The sequence below is a fragment of the Paracoccus ferrooxidans genome, from assembly GCF_029909815.1.
Lineage (GTDB): Bacteria > Pseudomonadota > Alphaproteobacteria > Rhodobacterales > Rhodobacteraceae > Paracoccus > Paracoccus versutus.
Map to the genome: position 1 here is coordinate 2,121,564 of NZ_CP038198.1, position 21,732 is coordinate 2,143,295.

23 protein-coding genes are annotated in these 21,732 nt (G+C 68.5%); 11 read left to right on the forward strand and 12 right to left on the reverse strand.

From position 1 onward, the window contains the following. The first annotated feature begins 36 nt into the window (after nucleotides 1–36). Nucleotides 37–711, forward strand: coding sequence for an HAD-IA family hydrolase (locus E3U26_RS10630; protein WP_243783638.1), 675 nt, complete (start codon nucleotides 37–39; stop codon nucleotides 709–711). A 43-nt stretch (nucleotides 712–754) separates the two neighbouring features. Here the strand turns inward: E3U26_RS10630 and bfr are convergent, their stop codons facing one another. Next, on the reverse strand, nucleotides 755–1,240 hold the full coding sequence (bfr, locus tag E3U26_RS10635; RefSeq protein WP_036750146.1) for a bacterioferritin: 486 nt from the start codon (nucleotides 1,238–1,240) through the stop codon (nucleotides 755–757). Beyond that, nucleotides 1,188–1,478 (reverse strand): (2Fe-2S)-binding protein, encoded by a 291-nt coding sequence (locus E3U26_RS10640; RefSeq protein ID WP_072461009.1) that lies wholly within the window; start codon nucleotides 1,476–1,478, stop codon nucleotides 1,188–1,190. The genes bfr and E3U26_RS10640 overlap by 53 nt, the downstream gene beginning before the upstream one ends. 120 nt (nucleotides 1,479–1,598) lie before the next feature. On the opposite strand from E3U26_RS10640, the gene queA reads away from it, so the two are divergent. From queA to lpdA, 4 genes are read left to right on the forward strand one after another with little or no spacing between them, the layout of a single operon-like run. Next, nucleotides 1,599–2,654 (forward strand): tRNA preQ1(34) S-adenosylmethionine ribosyltransferase-isomerase QueA, encoded by a 1,056-nt coding sequence (queA, locus tag E3U26_RS10645; protein WP_072461008.1) that lies wholly within the window; start codon nucleotides 1,599–1,601, stop codon nucleotides 2,652–2,654. Then, nucleotides 2,654–3,898, forward strand: a complete 1,245-nt coding sequence (locus E3U26_RS10650; protein WP_499104802.1) for an MFS transporter — start codon at nucleotides 2,654–2,656, stop codon at nucleotides 3,896–3,898. The genes queA and E3U26_RS10650 overlap by 1 nt, the downstream gene beginning before the upstream one ends. Before the next feature lie 57 nt (nucleotides 3,899–3,955). Next, nucleotides 3,956–4,537 (forward strand): DUF924 family protein, encoded by a 582-nt coding sequence (locus tag E3U26_RS10655; protein WP_499104803.1) that lies wholly within the window; start codon nucleotides 3,956–3,958, stop codon nucleotides 4,535–4,537. A gap of 45 nt (nucleotides 4,538–4,582) precedes the next feature. Then, nucleotides 4,583–5,974: a dihydrolipoyl dehydrogenase gene (gene lpdA / locus E3U26_RS10660; RefSeq protein WP_036750134.1), complete on the forward strand. Its 1,392-nt coding sequence runs from the start codon at nucleotides 4,583–4,585 to the stop codon at nucleotides 5,972–5,974. A gap of 88 nt (nucleotides 5,975–6,062) precedes the next feature. On the opposite strand, the gene E3U26_RS10665 is transcribed toward lpdA, so the two are convergent. The 5 genes from E3U26_RS10665 to E3U26_RS10685 form a co-directional block, all read right to left on the reverse strand. Beyond that, complete coding sequence (locus tag E3U26_RS10665; protein WP_499104804.1) at nucleotides 6,063–7,232, reverse strand: M20 aminoacylase family protein; 1,170 nt, start codon at nucleotides 7,230–7,232, stop codon at nucleotides 6,063–6,065. Nucleotides 7,233–7,407: 175 nt separating this feature from the next. Then, nucleotides 7,408–9,624 (reverse strand): TonB-dependent siderophore receptor, encoded by a 2,217-nt coding sequence (locus E3U26_RS10670; RefSeq protein ID WP_499104805.1) that lies wholly within the window; start codon nucleotides 9,622–9,624, stop codon nucleotides 7,408–7,410. A gap of 481 nt (nucleotides 9,625–10,105) precedes the next feature. After that, nucleotides 10,106–10,747, reverse strand: coding sequence for a thiamine pyrophosphokinase (locus E3U26_RS10675; RefSeq protein WP_499104806.1), 642 nt, complete (start codon nucleotides 10,745–10,747; stop codon nucleotides 10,106–10,108). Then, nucleotides 10,744–10,956 (reverse strand): DUF2842 domain-containing protein, encoded by a 213-nt coding sequence (locus tag E3U26_RS10680; RefSeq protein ID WP_011746949.1) that lies wholly within the window; start codon nucleotides 10,954–10,956, stop codon nucleotides 10,744–10,746. Before E3U26_RS10680 ends, E3U26_RS10675 begins: the two co-directional genes overlap by 4 nt. 12 nt (nucleotides 10,957–10,968) lie before the next feature. Further along, complete coding sequence (locus E3U26_RS10685) at nucleotides 10,969–12,261, reverse strand: adenylosuccinate synthase (protein ID WP_036750121.1); 1,293 nt, start codon at nucleotides 12,259–12,261, stop codon at nucleotides 10,969–10,971. Between the two features lie 291 nt (nucleotides 12,262–12,552). Here E3U26_RS10685 and E3U26_RS10690 point away from each other — a divergent pair, with 291 nt between their 5' ends. Further along, nucleotides 12,553–12,774 carry a hypothetical protein gene (locus tag E3U26_RS10690; protein ID WP_114535154.1) on the forward strand — a complete coding sequence of 74 codons (222 nt, stop codon included), beginning with the start codon at nucleotides 12,553–12,555 and terminating at the stop codon, nucleotides 12,772–12,774. 62 nt (nucleotides 12,775–12,836) lie between these two features. Here the strand turns inward: E3U26_RS10690 and E3U26_RS10695 are convergent, their stop codons facing one another. After that, nucleotides 12,837–13,820, reverse strand: coding sequence for a P1 family peptidase (locus E3U26_RS10695; protein WP_499104808.1), 984 nt, complete (start codon nucleotides 13,818–13,820; stop codon nucleotides 12,837–12,839). A gap of 139 nt (nucleotides 13,821–13,959) precedes the next feature. Between E3U26_RS10695 and msrA the strand changes: the two genes are divergently transcribed. Beyond that, the gene (msrA, locus tag E3U26_RS10700) at nucleotides 13,960–14,544 is read left to right on the forward strand and encodes a peptide-methionine (S)-S-oxide reductase MsrA (protein WP_072461000.1); all 585 of its coding nucleotides are present in this window, start codon (nucleotides 13,960–13,962) and stop codon (nucleotides 14,542–14,544) included. Further along, a complete protein-coding gene (locus E3U26_RS10705; protein WP_116222980.1) occupies nucleotides 14,545–15,414 on the forward strand; it encodes a 50S ribosomal protein L11 methyltransferase in 870 nt (289 codons plus the stop codon). Nucleotides 15,415–15,540: 126 nt separating this feature from the next. Here E3U26_RS10705 and E3U26_RS10710 read toward each other — a convergent pair whose 3' ends face one another. Both E3U26_RS10710 and E3U26_RS10715 read right to left on the reverse strand, forming a co-directional pair. Then, nucleotides 15,541–15,735, reverse strand: a complete 195-nt coding sequence (locus E3U26_RS10710) for a DUF1127 domain-containing protein (protein ID WP_036750106.1) — start codon at nucleotides 15,733–15,735, stop codon at nucleotides 15,541–15,543. A gap of 239 nt (nucleotides 15,736–15,974) precedes the next feature. Continuing rightward, nucleotides 15,975–16,694 carry a 16S rRNA (uracil(1498)-N(3))-methyltransferase gene (locus E3U26_RS10715; RefSeq protein WP_036750104.1) on the reverse strand — a complete coding sequence of 240 codons (720 nt, stop codon included), beginning with the start codon at nucleotides 16,692–16,694 and terminating at the stop codon, nucleotides 15,975–15,977. Nucleotides 16,695–16,710: 16 nt separating this feature from the next. Between E3U26_RS10715 and ubiA the strand changes: the two genes are divergently transcribed. From ubiA to E3U26_RS10730, 3 genes are all read left to right on the forward strand, one after another. Beyond that, the gene (gene ubiA, locus E3U26_RS10720; RefSeq protein ID WP_036750101.1) at nucleotides 16,711–17,682 is read left to right on the forward strand and encodes a 4-hydroxybenzoate octaprenyltransferase; all 972 of its coding nucleotides are present in this window, start codon (nucleotides 16,711–16,713) and stop codon (nucleotides 17,680–17,682) included. A gap of 62 nt (nucleotides 17,683–17,744) precedes the next feature. Next, complete coding sequence (locus E3U26_RS10725; RefSeq protein ID WP_499104810.1) at nucleotides 17,745–20,006, forward strand: OmpA family protein; 2,262 nt, start codon at nucleotides 17,745–17,747, stop codon at nucleotides 20,004–20,006. 30 nt (nucleotides 20,007–20,036) lie between these two features. Then, the gene (locus tag E3U26_RS10730; protein WP_036760896.1) at nucleotides 20,037–20,363 is read left to right on the forward strand and encodes a hypothetical protein; all 327 of its coding nucleotides are present in this window, start codon (nucleotides 20,037–20,039) and stop codon (nucleotides 20,361–20,363) included. Here the strand turns inward: E3U26_RS10730 and E3U26_RS10735 are convergent. After that, nucleotides 20,360–21,220, reverse strand: coding sequence for a tellurite resistance TerB family protein (locus E3U26_RS10735; RefSeq protein WP_499104811.1), 861 nt, complete (start codon nucleotides 21,218–21,220; stop codon nucleotides 20,360–20,362). The two genes, E3U26_RS10730 and E3U26_RS10735, sit on opposite strands and share 4 nt — an antisense overlap. Nucleotides 21,221–21,304: 84 nt before the next feature. Further along, the gene (locus E3U26_RS10740; RefSeq protein ID WP_499104812.1) at nucleotides 21,305–21,649 is read right to left on the reverse strand and encodes a hypothetical protein; all 345 of its coding nucleotides are present in this window, start codon (nucleotides 21,647–21,649) and stop codon (nucleotides 21,305–21,307) included. Nucleotides 21,650–21,732: the final 83 nt, after the last annotated feature.

Consider the following 21,732-nt stretch of genomic DNA (forward strand, 5'->3'; position numbering starts at 1 on the left):
CCCGGCAGATCAAACATCTTGACGGAAGGTTACAGCATGGCGGGAACGGTGGTCTTCGATCTGGACGGCACGCTGGCCGATACCTCGGGCGACCTGATCGCGGCGGCCAATGCCTGCTTTGCGGCGCGCGGCCTGGGCGCGCTGCTGGACCCGGTCGAGGATGCGCTGATCGCCTTCCACGGCGGCCGGGCCATGCTGCGCGCCGGCTATGGCCGCCTGCCCGGCGACAGGCTGCTGCCGCCCGGCGCCGAGGACGAGGATTATCCGCGCCTGCTGGCCCATTACGGCGAGGCGATCGCCATCCATACCCGACTTTACCCCGGCGCCGAGGCGGCGCTGGACCGGCTGGCCGCGGCCGGCCACCGGCTTGCGGTCTGCACCAACAAGCCCGAGGCCCTGGCCGAGACATTGCTGCGCGAACTGGGCATCCGCGACCGCTTTGCCGCGATGATCGGCGCCGACACGCTGCCGGTGCGCAAGCCCGACCCGCGACCCTATGCCGCAGCGGTCGAGGCCGCGGGCGGCATGGTGGCGCAATCCTTCCTGGTCGGCGACACCGAGACCGACCGCAGGACCGCCGCCGCCGCCGGCGTGCGGGTGGCCCTGGTCGCCTTCGGCCCCGAGGGCGAGGCGCTGCGCCGGCTGGCGCCCGAGGCGATGCTGGCGCATTTCGACGACCTGCCGGGGCTGGCCGCCGATTGGCTGGGCTGAGCCGGGATCGAAGGGGGCTGCAAAGACCCCCCGGTCCAGGGCTCTATTCCGCCTCGTCGGCGGATTTGGCGTTGAGTTGGCCGTAGTTCTGCGCGCCGATCTCTTCGTAGAGGCCCAGCTGGGTTTCGAGGAAGTCGATATGCCCCTCTTCGTCGGTCAGCAGCGAATCGAACAGGTTCTTGCTGACGTAATCCCCGACCTTGTCGCAATATTCCCGCGCCTCGATGTAAAGCGTGCGGGCGTCGTATTCGGCCGCCAGGTCGGATTCCAGCGTTTCCTTGAGGTTCTGGCCGATCCGCAGGGGATCCAGCTTTTGCAGGTTCGGATGGCCTTCCAGGAAGATGATTCGCTGGATCAGGCGGTCCGCATGATGCATTTCCTCGATGGATTCGCCGCGGGACTTGTCGGCGATCTTGCCGTAACCCCAGTCCTCTTGCAGGCGATAATGCAACCAGTACTGGCTGACCGCGGTGAGTTCAGACCGTAGCGCTGCGTTGAGATACTCGATGACCTTTGCGTCGCCCTTCATGGCTTACCCCTGTGCGGTTGGCTTTCAGCCCCCGCAGGATCGGGGGCACAGCCAGATTATCGCATCCGCGCATGGTGTCCAGAAACAATGGCATACAGCCCCCGCAATCGGCCCGCTTGCCGAGTGCGTGGTAGATCTTGCCAGGGGTGATGATCGTCTCGGGGTCGGCGGCACGCATCCAGTCAATCGCGGCCTTGATGTCGTGGTCGGAAATCTGGGTGCAGTGGCAGACGATCATTTACTCACCTCGGTTGGCCAAAACTTACTCATTCCCTCGGATAAGTAAAGCCCGAGTTTTTCACTTTGTGATGACCGCCTGCCTTGACGCCCCTCGGCGGCCCGGACAGAACCTAAGCCCATGAAGCTGGACGATTTCGACTTTCACCTGCCCGAGGGGCTGATCGCGACCCGCCCGGCGCGGCCGCGCACCGCCGCGCGGCTGCTGCTGGCCCAGGGCGATTCGATTCGCGACCTGCACGTGCGCGACCTTGCCGACCTGCTGGGGCCGGGCGACCTGCTGGTGCTGAACGACACCAAGGTCATCCCGGCGCGGCTGACCGGAACCCGCGCGCGCCCGACCCCGCAGGGCGAGGCGGTGGCGAAGGTCGAGGTCACGCTGCTGGAGCCCGCGGCCGATGGCTGGAAGGCGCTGGCCAAGCCGCTGCGCAAGCTGAAGCCCGGCGAGGTGATCCGTTTTGGCGAGGCGCTGTCGGCCGAGGTGGCCGGGATTTCCGAAGGCGAGCTGACCCTGCGCTTCGACGCGACGGGCGCGGCGTTCGACGCCGCGCTGGCCCAGGTCGGCGCCATGCCGCTGCCGCCCTATATCGCCGCGCTGCGCGCCCCGGACGATGCCGACCGCCAGGATTACCAGACCGTCTGGGCGCGGCGCTCGGGCGCCGTTGCCGCGCCGACCGCCAGCCTGCATTTCGACGACGCCCTGCTTGGTCAGCTGGCGGCGCGCGGCGTGCGCTTCGCCCATGTCACCCTGCATGTCGGCGCCGGCACCTTCCTGCCGGTCAAGGTCGAGGACGTGACGACGCACAAGATGCACGGCGAATGGGGCGAGGTCACGCCCGAGGCGGCCGCCGCGATCAACGCCACCCGCGCCCAGGGCGGGCGGGTGATCCCGGTCGGCACCACGGCGCTGCGGCTGATCGAATCGGCCGCCGACCAGGACGGAATCGTGCATCCGTTCCAGGGCGTTACCGAAATCTTCATCTATCCCGGCTATCGCTTTCGCGTGACGGATGCGCTGATGACCAATTTCCACTTGCCGAAATCGACGCTGCTGATGCTGGTCAGCGCCCTGATGGGCCAGGACCGCATCCGCGGCATCTATCATCACGCGGTGGAATCGGGCTATCGCTTCTTCAGCTATGGCGACGCCTCCCTGCTGATTCCGAAGGATCCGTGATGCTGACCGTCCTGCGCACCACCTGGCCGCTGCTTCTGGGCATCCTGCTCTTGATGGTCGGGAACGGGATGCAGGGCACGCTGCTGGGCATCCGCGGCAAGATCGAGAACATCTCGACCACCCAGATGTCGGTGGTGATGGCCGCCTATTTCGGCGGCTTCCTGCTGGGTTCGCGCGTGGTGCCCGAACTGATCCGCAAGGTCGGCCATGTCCGGGTCTTCGCCGCGCTCGGCTCGCTGATCTCGTCGGTGCTGATCCTCTATGCCGCGGCGCCGCACTGGATCGCCTGGGCGCTGATGCGGCTGCTGATCGGCTTCTGCTTCTCGGGGGTCTACATCACCGCGGAAAGCTGGCTGAACGCCGGCACCACCAACGAGAACCGCGGCCAGGCCATGTCGGCCTATATGATCATGCAGATGCTGGGCATCATCACGGCGCAGTTCCTAATGAACACGGCCGACCCGGCGGGCTACCTGCTGTTCGTGATCCCCTCGGTGCTGGTCAGCTTCTCCTTCCTGCCGATCCTGCTTTCGACCCAGCCCGCGCCGCAATTCTCGACGCTGAAGCGGATGAGCTTCGGCAGCCTGTTCCGCGCCTCGCCGCTGGGCTGCATCGGCATCTTCCTGATGGGCGGGGTGTTCTCGGCGCTCTTCGGCATGGCCTCGGTCTGGGGCTCGACCAAGGGGCTCTCGGTGCGCGAGATCTCGGCCTTCGTGGCGGCGATCTATGCCGGCGGGCTCTTGCTGCAATATCCGATCGGCTGGCTTTCGGACCACGGCGACCGGCGCTTCATCGTGCTGGGCCTGTCGGTGCTGGGCGCGGTGGTCAGCCTGGCCACGGTGACGCTGCAACCGGGGATCTGGGGCCTGCTGCTGGCCGCAGCGCTGATCGGCGGCGTGGCCAATCCGGTCTATTCGCTGCTTCTGGCCTATACCAACGACTTCCTGGACCAAAGCGACATGGCCGCCGCATCGGCGGGCCTGCTGTTCATCAACGGCGTCGGCGCCATGGCCGGGCCGCTGATCACCGGCTGGCTGATGTCGCTCCTGGGCCCGGATGGGTTCTGGGTCTATATCGGCCTGCTCCTGGCGACGCTGGCCTTCTATGCCGGCTGGCGCCGCACCCGCCGCCCGACCCCGGTCCTGGACCAGAGCTTCGCCGTCATCGCCCCCTCGGCCACCCCCGTCGCGGTCGAGGCGGCGCTGGAAACCGCCAGTTCCGACGACGGCGACAAACCCGCCTGAACGGCTTGCGACCCGCCCCCGGCTCTGCGACCATCGGTCAAAACGGAGGGCAAGGCCATGACCGACACCGCGACACCCGAGGAGATCAACCGCTTCTGGCTCGAGGAGGTCGGCGAGAAGGGCTGGTATGAGCGCTCGGACGCGCTGGACGAAACCGTCCGCCGGCGCTTCCAGCCGGCCTGGGAACGCGCCGCCGACCTGGTGCCCGGCTGGGCCGCCATGCCCGAGGGGATGCTGGCCGGGCTGATCCTGACCGACCAGTTCCCCCGCAACATGTTCCGCGAGGACGCCCGCGCCTTCGCCACCGATCCCCTGGCCCGCAGCCTGGCCCGCGAGGCGGTCGACAGCGGCCTGCACCTGCGCATCGAACCGCCTGCCCGGCAGTTCGTCTACCTGCCTTTCGAACATTCCGAGGATCCGGCCGACCAGGAACGCGCGGTGGCCCTGTTCGCCGAGTTCATGCCGGGCGAGAACCTGCGCCATGCCGAGCTGCACCGCGACACCATCGCGAAATTCGGCCGCTTCCCCTGGCGCAACGCGGCGCTGAACCGCGTGCCCACCCCGGCGGAAATCCGCGTCATGGAGGCCGGCGGCTATGGCGCGCTGGTCGCGGGCAAGCTGTCGCTTGCTGACGTCTGAAAATTGGTTTAACGCTGAACTATCTTTTCTGAGAGGGGGATTCCCATGGCGCAAAGCTTCGACATGGTGGTGATCGGTTCCGGCCCTGGCGGCTATGTCTGCGCCATCCGCGGCGCGCAACTGGGCCTCAAGGTGGCCTGTATCGAGCGCGAGCATCTGGGCGGCATCTGCCTGAACTGGGGCTGCATCCCGACCAAGGCGCTGTTGCGCTCGGCCGAGGTCTTTCACCTCATGCACCGCGCCAAGGAATTCGGCCTTTCCGCCGACAAGATCGGCTATGACCTCAGTGCCGTGGTGCAGCGTTCGCGCGGCGTGGCCAAGCAGCTCGCCGGCGGCGTCGGCCACCTGCTGAAAAAGAACAAGGTCACCGTCATCATGGGCGAGGCCAGCCTGATCGCCCCCGGCAAGATCAGCGTCAAGACCGACAAGGGCGCCGAGGAAGTGACCGCGAAATCCATCGTGCTGGCCACCGGCGCCCGCGCCCGCGAACTGCCGGGGCTGGAACCCGACGGCGACCTGGTCTGGAACTACAAGCACGCCCTGCAGCCGCCGCGCATGCCGAAAAAGCTGCTGGTCATCGGCTCGGGCGCCATCGGCATCGAATTCGCCAGCTTCTTCAATACGCTGGGCGCCGACACCACCGTGGTCGAGGTCATGGACCGCGTGCTGCCGGTCGAGGATGCGGAAATCTCGGCCCTGGCGAAGAAGCAATTCGTCAAGCAGGGCATGAAGATCCTGGAAAAGGCGGCGGTCAAGAAGCTCGACCGCGCAAAGGGCAAGGTCACCGCCCATATCGAGACCGGCGGCAAGACCGAGACGCATGAATTCGACACGGTGATCTCGGCCGTCGGCATCGTCGGCAACGTGGAAAACCTCGGCCTTGAAAAACTGGGCGCCAAGATCGACCGCACCCATGTCGTCACCGACGAATATTGCCGCACCGGCGTCGAGGGGCTCTATGCCATCGGCGACGTGGCCGGCGCGCCCTGGCTCGCCCACAAGGCCAGCCACGAAGGCGTGATGGTGGCGGAACTCATCGCCGGCGGGCACCCGCATCCGATCAAGCCGAACTCGATCCCCGGCTGCACCTATTGCAACCCGCAGGTGGCCTCGGTCGGCCTGACCGAGGAAAAGGCCAAGGCCGCGGGCCATGAGGTCAAGGTCGGCCGCTTCCCCTTCATCGGCAATGGCAAGGCCATCGCTCTGGGCGAGCCCGAGGGCCTGATCAAGACCGTCTTCGACGCCAAGACCGGCGAGTTGCTGGGCGCCCACATGGTCGGCGCGGAAGTGACCGAGCTGATCCAGGGCTATGTCGTCGGCCGCACGCTGGAAACCACCGAGGCCGAGTTGATGGAGACGGTCTTCCCGCACCCGACGCTGTCGGAGATGCTGCACGAGGCCACGCTCTCGGCCTATGGCCGCGCCATCCACTTCTGAAACGGCAAGGGGGCCTCACGGCCCCCTGCTTCTTTCGTGCTCAAGTATCCCACGGGGGTCCGGGGGTGTGAAACCCCCGGCGCGACGGTCACGCCGGCAGCGGCATCCGCGCCTCGATCATCCCGGCATACCAGCTCGACCCGGCCGGGATCGCATTGTCGTCGAAATCATAGGCCGGGTGATGCACCATCGCCGTGTCGCCGTTGCCGACGAAGATATAGGCGCCGGGGCGTTCGTTCAGCATGTAGCTGAAATCCTCGCCGGCCATCAGCGGCTCCATTTCCATGTCCACCGCGCCCGCCACCCGCCGTGCGACCTCGGCCGCGAAACCCGTCGCTTCGGGATGGTTCATCGTCACCGGATAGCCGCGCTCATAGGTGACCTCGGCCATGGCGCCGAAGGCGGCGGCGGTATGGGTGGCGACGCGCCTGATGCCCTCCTCCAACTGGTCGCGCACCTCTGGCGCCAGGCTGCGGGCGGTTCCCTTCAGCTTCACCACCTGCGGGATGACGTTATGCGCGGTCGAATCGCTCTGGACCACGCAGACCGAGACGACGCCGCTCTTCAGCGGATCGACATTGCGCGCGACGACGGACTGCAGCGAGACGATGACCTGCGCCGCGACCAGCATGGTGTCGACCGCCTCATGCGGCTTGGCGGCATGGCCGCCCTTGCCGGTGATGACGATGTCGAACTGGTCGGCGGCCGCCATCATCGCGCCCTCGCGGATGGCGAAGCTGCCCACCGGATAGCCGGGCATGTTGTGCATGCCGTAGAATTCCTGGATGCCCCAGCGCTCGACCAGCCCGTCCCGGACCATGGCGAGGCCGCCCGCGCCCCCCTCTTCGGCGGGCTGGAAGATCACCACGGCGGTGCCGTCGAAATTGCGCGTCTCGGCCAGGTATTTCGCCGCGCCCAGCAGCATGGCGGTATGGCCGTCATGGCCGCAGGCATGCATGACCCCCGGCGTCTTCGAGGCGTATTCCGCCCCGGTCTGCTCGTTGATCGGCAGCGCGTCCATGTCGGCGCGCAGCCCGATCACCCGGCCGCTGGCATTGCTGCGGCCCCGGATGACGCCGACCACGCCGGTGCGGCCGACGCCCTCGGCGACCTCGTCCAGGCCGAAGCTGCGCAGCAGCTCGGCCACGCGGCCGGCGGTGCGGTGGACCTGGTAGTCGAGTTCGGGGTTCTGGTGAAAGTCGCGGCGCCAGGCGGTGATCTCGGGCAGCAATTCGGCAAAGCGGTTCTTGACGGGCATGGACGATCTCCTTCGGCCCGCAGGTTACGCCTTTCGCCAAGCGCCGCAAGGCCGTGCGGGCGCCCGCGCCCCGCGCGCGCCGGGGAGGAAACGAAAAAAAACCCCGGCACCTGCCGGGGTTTTCGCCATGACGGCCATATCCGGGGGGTGACGGCCGGAGAGCCGGCCGCCCCGTTCAGAACTTCGCCCGCAGCGTCAGCTCGGCGCTGCGTTCGTCGCCATAGACCACGGTGTCGTAGAAGCCGGTCGTGGCATAGTATTTCTCGTTGAGGATGTTGTTCACGCTGAGCGTCAGCTCGGTCCTGTCCGTCACCTGGTAAGAGGCGTTCAGGTCGAAGACGGCATAGGAACCCTGATGCACGTTGACGTTGACATCCGTGTCGAAATCCATGCTGTCGGTGCCGCTTTGCCAGCGCATCGCCCCGCCCACCGTCAGCTTGTCGTCGAACATGCCCGCCAGCCGATAGTCGGTCGCCAGCTTCAGCGTATGCTTGGGCTGGTCGGCGGCGAAGCGGTTGCCGTCCTTGTCCTTCGAGGTGCGGAAGGTATAGCCGGCCGAGACGTTCCAGCGGTCGTTGATCGCCCCCGCCGCCTCAAGCTCGAAGCCGCGGGTGGTGGTGCCGTCGATGCTTTCGTAGACGCTGCGGTTTTCGTCGGGAATCCAGGTGACGTATCTGGCCACATCCTTCTGGTCGGTCTGGAAGATCGCGGCCGAGGCGTAAAGCGCGCCATTCATCAGGTCGCCCTTGACGCCCAGTTCATAATTCCAGCCATAGGTCGGCGGCAGATACTGGCGGTCGGCATCCTGCGCCAGTTGCGGCTGGTAGATGCTGGTGACGCTGCCATAGGCGGTGTAGGTCGGGTTAATGTCATAGGTGAAGCCCAGATAGGGCGTTACCTCGCCCGAGAACTTGTAGCTGGCCGTGGGCGGGCCGCCTGCGCCCTCTTGCCCGTCCCACCAGTTCACCCGCGCCCCGGCGATCACCTTGAACCGGTCGGTCACGCTGAACTGGCCGGTGCCGTAGACGGCATATTGCCGGGCCTCGCTGTCCGAGAAGTAGTCCGGCTCGCTCAGCAGCGTGGGCGCAGGATAGCGGCCGTCCAGCCTGTAGATGTTGACCGGGAAATCCTCGCCCGTTCCATAACCGTAATAATGGCCTTCGCCTTTTGAGGCCATGGCGCCCAGCACGAACTGATGTTCGCGTCCGAAGGCCCGGAAATCGCCGTTCAGCACCGCATTCAGGTTGGTCTGCTTGTAGCCGCCGGCATAGCGGGTGCCGTAGCCTTCCAGCCCGTCGCCGGTTTCGCGGTCGGGCGGGAAGACATAGTTGCCCTCTGCATCCCGGCCCAGGTGAATCCAGGCCAGCGTCGAATCCATGTCGTTCTTGACATGGGTCAGGACCACCCGGCCGGTCCAGCCGTTCTGGAACACATGCTCCAGCGAGCCGAAGATCTCGGTCCGCTCGGTATCGACATAGCTCCAGTCCTGCCCGGTGCTGGACCCCCATGGCCAGTCGATCAGACCGCCATCGGCATAGAAGGGCTGCAATCCGCCCCAGGTCACGTTGTCGGCCTCGGTCTTCTGGTAGCTGATGCCGGTGCTGAGGGTGGTGTCGTCGCCCAGATCGACGTCCAGCGCGCCGAACAGGACATATTTGTCCTTGTGGTAGCGGTCGAGCGAACCGTCGCGGCTGTCTATCACGCTGACCAGCCGGCCGCGCACCGTGCCCAATTCGTTCAGCGGCCCGGACACGTCCGATTCAACCCGCGCGCCCTTGGGATGGGCCAGCGAGACGGCGGCCTGGTTCTGGAACGCCTCGGTCGGGCGCTTGCGGATGAAGTTGATCGCGGCGCCCGGCTCGCCCGCGCCCTGCATCAGCCCGGTGGCGCCGCGCACTATTTCGACATGGTCGTAAAGCGCCATGTCGGCATTGTTGTCGCCGAACTGCCAGATACCATCGCGCGGGATGGGCACGCCGTCATATTGATAGGCATCGACATTGAAGCCGCGCGAATAGTAGTTGATGCGGTCGCTTTCGAACGCCTGCACGGTGATGCCGGTCGCCGCGTCCATCGTCTCGGCGACGGTGGTGATGTTGCGGTCCTTCATCTGCGCGTCGGTGATGACGCTGGTGGATTGCGGCGTCTCCTTCTGGCTCAGCACCAGGCCGGTGGCCGAGCGCATCCATTCCGTGGTCCAGCTTTCGGTGCCCTCGGTCTGGGTGCCGGGGGCGGCGGTGATCGTCACCTCGTCCAGGGTGACGGTGCCGGCGGTGCCTTCCTCGGTCTCTTGCGCCATGGCCGGGCTGGCCAGAAGCGCCAGGATGCCGGCGGAAAGCGCCGTCGTCAGCCGCGCATGCGCGGCGAAGGGGATCAGGGGTCGATGTGTCATGGCAAGCCATCCGATAGGGTTCGGGTGCTGACTGGCGCATGGCTGGCTGATATGCCCGCTATTCCCGCCGCGAGGGCCGGCGATCAAGCAGAGTCGGCGGCCGGCAAGGGCTTGTGCCGGCTTGTGACAATCCCGCAACAGGGCGTTCAACCAGGCGTTGCCGGCCCGGCCGGCACCAGATGGCTCCATCTCGCGATGGACCGGGGCGGCGGCAGGTGTCCGGCGGGATGGATCGGCGAGGGGATGGGCCGCGATCAGCCGCCGGCTATGGGGGTGCTGCGGGTTCTTGAAGACCTGCCGGCGGCTGTTGGTCTTGACGAAGCGGCCCAGATGCGCGGTGGCCCCTGTCGGCGACGGGTTGCGCGAGGCCATGGACCCGCGGATCCGGGGGCGTTCACGGCGCGGTCGCAGGAGTATTTGGGGAACAGAGAAGCACCCGCCTAGCGCCTGTGAACGGGTATTTGGGAAACGGTGAAAGCCGTCAGAGCGCGCGCGCGAGCGTCGGCAGTTCCGAGCGCGGCAGGATCAGCAGCATCGGGCCCTCGCATTCCAGCGTGACCGGGCCCGTGGCCTCGTTCGAGGTGCCGCTGAGGCCGGTGGGGGCGAAGGCGAGCCCGTCGAGGGGCCATTTGAGCCCGGAGGAGCGGCCGCTGGCCGGGGCCATCGCGAAGAGCGAGACCCGCGTGCCGGGCGCGAGGTCCAGCGCGAGGCGCGGGGGCGCGAGCGTGATCACGTCCTCGCCGGCGACCAGCAGGCAGGGCGGGCCGATGCGTCGGGCGATAACGCCGAGGGCCGACAGGAAATGGTCGTGGCGCGCGCCAGAGAAGCCGAGCGCGACGACGAAGGGCACGTCGAGGTTGGACAGGCATTTCTCGAAATCGGTGCTGTCCTGTTCGGCGATGGGGTGCTGGTTCGCCAGGGGGATCTCGGACCGGGCGCGGGCCGAGATGCTGTCGAAATCGCCCCAGACTGCCGCCGGCATCAGCCCGTGGCTGAGCGCGGTATCGGCGCCGCTGTCGGCGGCGGCCACCACCGGCGCGAGCCGCAGCGCCAGGTCGAGGTCGGCGCGGCCGACCGGCGCCCCGCCGATCAGCGTGACCGGGCGGGCGCTGCTGAGCCTCATTCGCCCTTGCCGATGCCGGTGAAGACCTTGCGGAAGGGCAGGGCCCAGAGGATGCCCAGGGCGACATAGACCGCAAGCTCGACCAGGATCGGCTGGCGGCCCCAGGTGCGGTCCATCCAGTTCACCAGGCTCACCGCCACCACGATATAGAGCGGCAGCCCGACCAGCAGGATCACCAGCGACCAGCGTTTGCGCGTCTTGAGGTCCATGTCCTCTCCGGGTCAGTCCGCGAAGGGGTCGGTCACGAGGATGGTATCGTCGCGCTCGGGCGAGGTCGAGAGCAGCGCGACGGGGCACTGGATCAGCTCTTCGATGCGGCGGACGTATTTGATCGCATTGGCGGGCAGGTCGGCCCAGCTGCGCGCGCCCTGCGTCGATTCCTGCCAGCCCTCCATCTCCTCGTAGACGGGGGTCGCCCTGGCCTGTAGCGAGGCGGCGGTGGGCAGGTGGTCGTAATGCTGGCCGTCCACCTGATAGCCGGTGCAGATCTTGAGCGTCTGGAACCCGTCCAGCACGTCGAGCTTGGTCAGCGCGATCCCGTCCACGCCGGAAATGGCGCAGGTCTGGCGCACCAGCACCGCGTCGAACCAGCCGCAGCGGCGCTTGCGCCCGGTGACGGTGCCGAATTCATGGCCGCGCTCGCCCAGGCGCTGGCCGTCGGCATCGTCGAGCTCGGTCGGGAACGGGCCTTCGCCGACGCGGGTGGTATAGGCCTTGACGATGCCCAGCACGAAGCCGATCGCCGAGGGGCCGAGCCCGGTGCCGCTGGCCGCCATGCCCGACATGGTGGTCGAGCTGGTCACATAGGGGTAGGTGCCGAAGTCGATGTCCAGCAGGCTGCCCTGCGCGCCCTCGAACAGGATGCGCTTGCCGGCCTTGCGGTAGTCGTTCATCACCTTCCACACCGGCTGGGCGTATTGCAGCAGCTTCGGCGCGATCTCCAGCAGCTTTGCGCGCAGTTCCGCCCGGTCGATGGGCGCGGCGTCCAGGCCCTGGCGCAGCGCGTCGTGATGGGCCAGCAGGCGGTCGAGGCGCGAATCCAGCGTCTCTTCGTCGCCCAGGTCGGCGACGCGGATGGTGCGGCGGCCGACCTTGTCCTCATAGGCCGGGCCGATGCCGCGGCCGGTGGTGCCGATCTTGCTGGCGCCCGCGGCCTCTTCGCGCAGCTTGTCGAGATCCTGGTGCAGCGGCAGGATCAGCGGCGTATTCTCGGCGATCATCAGGTTCGCCGGGCTGATCTCGACCCCCTGCGCGGCGAGCTTGTCGATTTCCGAAAACAGCGCCCAGGGGTCCAGCACCACGCCATTGCCGATGACCGCCATCTTGCCCTTGCGCACGATGCCCGAGGGCAGCAGCGACAGCTTGAAGACCTGGTTGCCGATGACCAGCGTGTGGCCGGCGTTGTGGCCGCCCTGGAAGCGCGCGATCACATCGGCGCGTTCCGACAGCCAGTCGACGATCTTGCCCTTGCCTTCGTCGCCCCATTGCGCGCCGACGACCACCACATTGGCCATTGTGCTTACCCCTTGCGGTCATGAATGCCGCGAACCGTATAATGGCCGAAGCCCTTGGGGGAAAGCGCATTCCGTTCGGCCGACGGATTCCGCCGGGGCCGCCCTGGGTCTGGCGCAGACCTAGCGCCGGGCGGCGCCGGCCATGCCGGGCCGACCGCCTTTGCGTCGCGCGGCCGGCCACGCTCATGCTGCAATGCAGCGTTGCAAAAGATGCCATGGCGGGCTGGGCGAAACCGCCCTAGATTGAACGGCAGGGGAGGAAACCATTCGCCAATACCGAAAGGGTTTCCCATGGCTATCATTGCAAGCAATCGTCCTCGGATCAGTCTCGCGGCGCTGTATTCCGGCTTTCGCGACTGGCTGGCGCGCGGGACCGAGGCCTATATCCGCCAGCAGTCGCGCCGCGCCGAGATCGAGGTGCTGAAGGCGAAATCCGACGCCGAACTGGCCAAGATGGGCCTGACCCGCGACCGGATCGTGCAATACGTCTTCAGCGACCGCATCTGGTTCTGACCGGCGCGGGCGCGACCAGGCGCCCGGCGGGTTGATCCCTTCGATTCGCCCTGCTGGCGGAATTACCCCTCGCGCCAGCAGGGTTGCAGGTCGCCCGGCCGCGGGCTTGCCGCATGGACGCCGCGCGCGATGGCGCGGGCCAGCGTGCAGGCGGCGGCATGGCCCAGCAGGAACGGCGACAGCGCCGGATCGGGCAGGGGCCTGGCCCCCGTCGAGACGGCAAAGACCAGGTCGCCGTCGAAGGGCGTGTGGCTGGGCACGATGGCGCGGGCCATGCCGTCCTGCGCCGCCGTCGCCAGCCGCGTCAGCCCGGCCTTGTCGAGCGCCGCATCGGTGGCGACGATGGCGATGGTCGTGGCCTCGCCCAGCCGTTTCGCCGGGCTTGGCTCATGGCCGGCCGGGTAGGGGCCGGCAAGGCCCAGCCCGCCGAATTCGTCCCCCAGCTCCCAGGGCGCGGCCCAGAACTGCCGGGACTCGCCGGCCGTCACCGATCCCAGCGCGTTCACCACCACCAGCGCGCCGACGGTGATGCCGCCCTCCAGCACTGCCGAGGCCGAGCCGAGCCCGCCCTTCCAGCGATGCGTCATCGCGCCGGTGCCCGCGCCGTCGCTGCCTAGGGCGAAATCGGCCCCGGCGGCCTCCAGCGCCGCACGGCCCAGTCCGGGATAGGGGTTGACGCCCCAATCCTTGTCGCCGCCGTTCAGCAGGTCGAAGACGATGGCGCCGGGCACGATGGGCACCCGCACCGGCCCGATCTCGAAGCCGCGGCCCATGGCGCGCAACCCGTCCGAGACACCGTCGCAGGCGGCCAGGCCAAAGGCCGAGCCGCCCGACAGCACCAGCGCGTCCACCCCCTGCACCAGCTTGTCGGGGGCCAGCAGCTCGGTCTCGCGCGTGCCGGGGGCGCCGCCCATGACGTTGAAGCCGCAGGCGAAGGGCGCCTCGCCAAGCAGCACCGTCGCACCCGAGCGCAGGGCGTCGTCGCGGTCATTGCCGACCCGCAGGCCGGCGACATCGGTGATCAGGTTTCGCGGTCCGGGACGCATCGGGGTCTCCTGCGAGGGGGATCGACCTGCAATCTGCACGACGCGCGCCCCCGGCCGCAACCCGCGCCCGCATTCCGGCGTTGCACGGTCGGACCGCCGCGCCTACCTAATGCGGCAGGACATGCGAAAGGACTGCACCATGAGCGCCCCCATCCACAGGATCTTCGGCCGGCCGCTGGATGCCGAAATGCCGAAAGGCTATGACCAGGCGATCTTCGGCATGGGCTGTTACTGGGGCGTCGAGCGGCTGTTCTGGCAGCAGGAGGGCGTCTGGCTGACCGAGGTCGGCTTTGCCGGCGGCACGGCCGAGAACCCGAGCTACAAGCAGGTCTGCGCCGGCGGCACCGGCCATGCCGAGGTGGTGCGCGTGGTCTATGACAGCTCGCGCGTCAGCTATGAGCGGCTGTTGCAGATCTTCTGGGAAAACCACGACCCGACCCAGGGCAACCGCCAGGGCAACGACGTGGGTTCGCAATACCGCTCGCTCATCATGGTGTTCAACGACAGCCAGAAGGCGGCGGCGGAACTGTCCAAGGCCGATTACGGCAACCGGCTGGCGGTGCAGGGCTATCCCGACATCACCACGCAGATCATCCCCGCCGGTCCCTTCTGGCGGGCCGAGGACGACCACCAGCAATATCTGGACCGCTATCCGAATGGCTATTGCGGCTTGCGCGGCACGGGTGTCAAAGCCCCGCTGACCGATACAGCCGAGGGATATTGAATGGCGACCTGGACCGCGCTGACCCATACCAAAGGCCGCGAGGCGGCCGAGGCGCTTGCCGAGGCGGGCGAGGATCTGACCCCCGAGCCCGTCGGCAGCGGCGTCTTCGAGATCGAGGATGGCTCGGACCGCTGGGAGGTGGGGCTTTACTTCACCGAGGCCCCGGACGAGGTGGGGCTGGCGCTGCTGGCCGCCGCCTGGGACGCGCCGCCCTTCGCGGTCTCGGAACTGCCCGAGGTGGACTGGGTCGCCCATGTCCGGCGCGAACTCACCCCGGTCGAGGCCGGGCGCTTCTTCGTCCATGGCGGCCATGACGCCGACAAGGTGCCCGAGGGCGCCGAGGCGCTGCTGATCGAGGCGGCCATGGCCTTTGGCACCGGCCATCACGCCACGACCAAGGGCTGCCTGCTGGCGCTGGACCGCATGATCGCCGAGGGCGCCGCGCCGCGGCGCATCGTCGATGTCGGCTGCGGCACGGCGGTCCTGGCCATGGCGGCGGCGCGGGCGTTCCCGGTGATCGTGCTGGCCGGCGACATCGACCCGCAGGCAGTGGACGTGGCCCGCGCCAATGTCATCGCCAACGGGCTGGACGGGCGCGTCGAATGCGTCGAGGCGGTGGGCTTCGACCATCCGCTGATCGAGAATGCGGCGCCCTTCGACCTGGTCTTTGCCAATATCCTGAAGCAGCCGCTGATCGACCTGGTGCCGGACATGGCGCGCCATGTCGCGCCGGGCGGCAGGGCGATCCTGTCGGGCATCCTCGCCACCCAGGCGGATGAGGTGATCGCGGCCTATGCGGCGGGCGGGTTGGCGCTGGAGCGGCGCGACGACCTGGGCGAATGGTCCACCTTGGTCGTCCGGCGCGGCTGATCGCCGCAAGCGCCCCGCCGAAAATACTGAAGGCGGCCTTGCGGGGCCGCCTGTTCGTCTTGCCCATCCGGGCCGGGAAAGGGCCTGCGGGCTTGCCGCAGCCGTTTTCGCGTCTTCAACCGCTGCTTAGCGGGCGCGCGCAATCCGTTCGATATCGCCGCGGCACAGACCGATATCGTCCAGCTCGCGATCCGAAAGACGGCTCAGCGCGTTCCGGGTCACCCGCGCATCGTTCCAGGCCGACAGCGTCGCCCAGATTTTCGAGCCAATACCGATAGAGCCCGCCCCGCCATGGATGCGGTTCGTGTCAATCGCCGACATAGTTTTTCACCTTGAGATCATTGCCCGCTCATCGGGCGCTTCGTTGATGCATCAGCATATAGGCCGGGCAGTTTGCGAAAACCACGGACAAACCGGCATCTCTGCCATGCAGCTTGTGCATAAGAGACCGGAATTCCTGACTTTTTGCGGCAAGGGCCTGGAAATCATGCTGCGGTGCAATATTCTACCGCGGGCAGGCGGTTTCCAGCGGGAAGATTGCGCGTTTCAGACCGGATCGTTCAGCGCCAGTCGCCCAGGGCCGACTGCCAAAGCGCCAGTGACGCGACGGCAGCCGTATCGGCGCGCAGGATTCGCGGCCCCAGGGCGACGGGCGTGACGCAATCCATCGCCGAAAGCCGCCTGCGCTCCGATTCGGACCAGCCGCCCTCGGGGCCGATGAGAATCGCCCAGGGGCCGCGCGGCAGGCCGGACAGCACCTGCGCCGGCCCTGCCAGCGCCTCGTCCGCCCACAGGATGCGCCGCCCGGCGTCCCAGCCGTCCAGCAGCCGCGACAGCGGCACCAGGTCGCAGACCTCGGGGACATAGGTGCCGCCGCATTGCTCGGCCGCCTCGACGGCATGGGCTTGCAGGCGGTCCTGGCGGATGCGTTCCGAATTGGTGTGGTCGGTCTGCACCGGCAGGATGCGGGCGGCGCCCATCTCGGCCGCCTTTTCCACGATGAAATCGGTGCGCGCCTTCTTGATCGGGGCAAAGACCAGCCACAGGTCGGGCGGGTTCAGCTGCGGCGCGGTTTGCCGCAGCGCCTCCAGCGCGCCGCCGCGCTTGGCGATGCGTTCGATCCGCGCCAGCCATTCGCCGTCGCGGCCGTTGAAGACCAGGATCTCGTCCCCCGCGGCCTGCCGCATGACCGAGGAAAGGTAATGCGCCTGGTCGGGATTCAGCTCGACGCCTTGTCCCTCGGCCAGCGGGTGATCTATGAACAGTCTGATTTTCGCCATGATGGGGCGCAGCCTAATGCAGACCGACCGTCAGACGCCAGAGGGGCAGACGCCAGAGGGCCCAAGCACCGTCGCCGACGCGCCGCCCGACAATTGGGTGGACCGCCATGCGCCGCCGGACTGGAGGCCGTGGCTGCGCCTGTCGCGCGCCGACCGGCCGATCGGCACCTGGCTTTTGCTGCTGCCCTGCTGGTGGGGCATCGGGCTGGCGATGATCGCCGACGGGCCGGAATGGCGCGACCTGTGGATCGCCGTGGCCTGCGGTGTGGGCGCGGTGCTGATGCGCGGCGCCGGCTGCACCTGGAACGACATCACCGACCGCGACATCGACGACAAGGTGGCGCGCACGCGCTCGCGCCCGATCCCCTCGGGGCAGGTGACGGTCAGGGGGGCGCTGGTCTGGCTGGTGGCGCAGTCGCTGGCCGGCCTTGCCATCCTGCTGACGCTGGGGGGTGCGGCCATCGCGCTGGGCGTGGCCTCGCTGGCGCTGGTGGCGGTCTATCCCTTTGCCAAGCGCTTCACCTGGTGGCCGCAGGTCTTCTTGGGCCTGGCCTTCAACTGGGGCGCGCTGCTGGCCTGGGCGGCGCATACCGGCAACCTGGCCCCGGCGCCGGTGCTGGCCTATCTGTCGGGCATCGCCTGGACGATCTTCTACGACACCATCTATGCCCACCAGGATGCCGAGGACGACGCGCTGATCGGCGTCAAGTCCACCGCCCGGCTGTTTGGCGCCGACACGCCGCGCTGGCTGGCGGGCTTCGGCACCGCCTCGGTGCTGCTTCTGGGGCTGGCGGTGATGGCGGCCGCGCCCCAGGGGCTGGGCCTGACCTTCGGCCTGCTGGGCGTGGTCGGTTTTGCCGCGCATCTGGCCTGGCAGCTGTGGCGTTTCGACATGACCGACAGCGCCGGCTGCCTGCGGCTGTTTCGCAGCAACCGCGACGCCGGGCTGGTGGTTGCGCTGTTTCTTGCCTTGGCGGGGCTGGTCTGATTGCGAAAACCCGGCGCAGGGTTTACATGCGGCGGGTCGGTAACAGTCCCAAGGTTCCCCGGATGGCTCATCCCCAGCGGCAAGCGCGTCGTGGCCCTGTTCTTGTCGCCAGCCTGATCGCCCTTGCGGCGGCCGCCGGCCTGTCGTTCCTGGGCGCCCGCGCGGCCGCGGATTTCATCCAGACCCGCTCGGCCCAGGATCTGCGCGCCGCCCTGGCTGATTACGAATGGGTAGAGGTCAGCACCGACGGCCTGCAGGTGCGGCTGGAGGGCATCGCGCCCGACGAGGTGCAGCGTTTCCGCGCCCGCGCGCGCGCCGAAACCGTGGTCGATGCCGGCCGGGTGATCGACCGGATGCAGGTCGCCGCCGCCGCCGAACTGGCCACCCCCGCCTTCGAGATCGAGCTTTTGCGCAACGACCGGGGCGTTTCGATCATCGGCCTGGTCCCGGCGACGCTGGACCGCGCCGCACTGGTCGAGCGACTGAAGCGCCAGACCGGCGTAGCCCAGGTCTCGGACCTGATGGAAAGCGCCGACTACCCGGTTCCCGAGGCTTGGGAGGATGCCTTTGCCCTCGGCCTCAGGGCCGCGCAGCTGGCCAGGCGGGCCAAGATCTCGATCGCGGCCGGGGCGGTCTCGGTCCGCGCCATCGCCGACAGCCCGCGCGAGAAACGCGACCTGGAGATGGCGCTGAACCGCGCCAGGCCGGCCTCGGTGACGCTGACCGCCGACATCACCGCGCCGCGGCCGGTGATCGCGCCCTTTACCCTGCGCTTCGTCAAGGACGGCGCGGGCGCCCGCTTCGACGCCTGCGCCGCCGACACCGAAAGCGCGCGCGACCGCATCCTGGAGGCCGGGCGCGCAGCCGGCGTGCCGGACGCGGCGCCCTGCACGCTGGGCCTGGGCGCGCCCTCTCCGCGCTGGGCCGATGCCGCCGTCCCTGCCATCCGCGCCGTCGAGGCGCTGGGCTCGGGCTCGGTCACGATCTCGGATACCGATGTGGCGCTGCTTGCCCCCCCCGAGGTCGCGGCGACCGCCTTCGACGAGGCGGTGGGCCGGCTTGAGGCGGCGCTGCCCCCGGCCTTCACGCTGGCCGCCCGGCACGAAAAGCCCGGCGAGGTCCAGGCGGGTCCGGCCGAGTTCTCGGCCATGGTCGATGCCGGCGGCGTCAGCCTGCGCGGCCGCATCACCGACGAGCGGATGCGCGACGCGGTGGAAAGCCTGGCGCGGGCGCGTTTCGGCCAGGTGGACAGCGCGCTGCGCAGCGATGCCTCGGTCCCCGAGGGCTGGACCTTGCGCGCCATCGCCGCGCTCGAGGCGCTGGACGGGCTGGTGCGCGGCGAGGCCAAGGTGACGCCCGAGCTGGTGCGCATCAGCGGCGTCTCGGGCAGCCAGACCGCCTCGGACATGGCGGCGGCGCGGCTGGCGCAGCGGCTGGGTGCGGGCGCGCGCTATGAGCTGGCGATCCGCTACGACCGGCGCATGGACCCGCTTCTGGGCCTGCCCTCGGGCGTCGAATGCGTCGACCGGCTGAACGCGGCGATGCAGCAATCCGAGATCGGCTTCGAGCCGAACAAATCCGTCATTGCCGGCGATCCGGGACCGACGCTGGCGCTTCTGGCCGAGACGATGAAGCTTTGCGCGGATTTCCGCATCGAGATCGGCGGCCATACCGACTCGCAGGGGTCCGAGGGCTTCAACGCCGAATTGTCGCGCGCCCGCTCGCAGGCGGTGCTGGCGGCGATGACCGAGGCCGGGATGGACACCCGCAACATGACCGCCAAGGGCTATGGCGAAAGCCGGCCCATCGCCGATAACGACAGCGATGCCGGGCGCGAGGCGAACCGGCGCATCGAGTTCATGCTGCTGGCCGACGATCCGGTCGTGACCGAGGCGCCGGCCCCCGCCGAACTGGTCAAGGGCGTGACCGACAGTCCCGAAAGGGTGGCGGCGCGGGCCGCGCAAGCCGCGCGCCATGCCGCGATCGCCGCCATCGGCCCGGCGCTGGGCGTGCCCACCGACCCCGAGGCGGCGCTGTTCGCCTCGACCGAGCCGGTGCGGCTGCTGCTGTCGGGCGTCGATCCCGCGCGCGTCGCCAGCCGGCCGGCGCAAGAGGCCGCGCTGCCGGAACTGCCGGCGCTGCGGGCCGCGACCCAGCCCGCGGCCAGCCTGCTGCCCCCGCCCGCCGAGCCGGTCGATCCCGTCGAGGCCGCCACCCGCCCCGCGCGCGAGGCGCTGGTCGGCGCCGCCACCGAGGCGGCGACCATGCCCGCGCGCGATGCCTTGCACGTGAACCGCCCCATGCCGCGGCCCGCGGCGCCGTGACCCGCAACCCCTTGCCCTGAAGCCCTTCGCATGAACCGCACCGAATTCATCGTCGCCACCGCGATCATCCTGTTCGCCGCCTTCATGCTGGGCTGGTTCGCAAGCTGGCTGATCCACCGCCTGTCCCGCGTCACCCGCGCCGAGATGGGCGAACTGGAAAGCATGGCCCAGCAGCTGCACGAGGCCGAGGAGGAACGCGACCGCGCCGTGGACGCGTTGGAGACGCGCGAGGCCGACCTGGTCGCCCGGCTGTCCCGCACCGAGGCCGAGCTGCGCGCTCGACAGGCGCAGCTGCACGAAAGCCTGACCGAGATCGAGGAACTGCGCGCCTATATCGACCGCAAGCTGGGCCGCTAGCCTCTGCCCAGGCCGAACCGGCTGCCGATCCAGCCCGCCGCCGAGGAAGCCGCCGCCACCGTCCCCGAGGCCGCGCGGCCGATCGAGGCGCGGACCGAGTTCTGCTCGTCCAGCGCCCGCAGGATGCGCTCGATGGCCATGTCCTTGCGCTCGTCCAGCTTGCCGTCGGCATGCGCGATCTCCAGCAGCAGCACTTTGATCTCCTGCTGGATGGCGATGAACTTGCAATCGGGATTGGCGTGGACGAAGGCGGCCAGGGCCTGGGTCATCTCGGCCAGCCGGGACTTGTCGGCATTGGCTTGCAGCACCGACAGCGCCTGGCCGACGTAATCCGCGTCATAGCCCCAGTCATGCACGAAGTAATCGCGGATGACGGCGACTTCGCGCGGGTCGATCTGCCCGTCCATCGCCGCGACCTTCAGCGACAGCGACCCCATCAGGTCCAGCATCGAGGCACCCAACAGGTCGATGGGCGTGTGCAGGAAGCGGGGCACCACCTCGACGCGGGACGCCTCGTAGCCCTTGAAAAGCCGCGTCACCCCGTAATAGGCGCCGCCGCTGGCCAGGGCCGCGGCGACGACCCAGCCCACCGGCGTCGCCGCCGCGCTGCCGATGCCAAGGGCCGCCATCAAGCCGGACTTGGCAAAGAAGGTCGAGGCGACGACCCCCGATTGCGCGATACCGGCCCCGGTGGCCGCGGCGCCGCCCAGGTCCGACAGGCTGCCGATGGCCTTGCCGAGCTTGAGCGAGGTAAAGGCGTCCTCGCGGATGCCCAGCCGGGCCTTGAACTTCAGGTCATTGGCGATGACGCGCTTGACCTCACTGAACGCGCCGATCTGGTCCTGTTCCGTGGTCATGCCGCAACCGTCCCGAAGCTGGCGAATTGCCGGGCCACCCGGTCCATCGCCTCTTTCATCGCGTGCTGGCGGATGTCCTTGATCTCACCGGCGGTAAGGCCGATCAGCTGCAGAAGCTTGTTCAGTATCAGCGTGAGAGCCGCCCCGACCCCAAAGGGGATCGCCCCCGATCACGGCGGTGAGCGTCAGCGCGACCGCCACGCCCAGGGCGGTGTTGGGGATCGTCTGCGCCAGCCAGAGGGCGATGCTGACCATGCGCCGGCCGATGGCCACCACCACCTCGCCGACCTTGATCGTGAATTGCGCCGGGTCGTAAAGGGGGGCCTTGAGGTCGGCGGACAGCGCGCTGCGGTCCAGAAAATCCTTGCGCTTGCGCAAGGGCGGCGCGGTCTGGCAAAACGCGATGGCATCGTCCAGGCCGGGCGGCACAAATTTTCTTGCATTGCAAGCTATTGCGCGAATTGTCCCGCGACAACTCCAGCAGCGGGCCTTGGCGCCGCAACCGGGTTTCG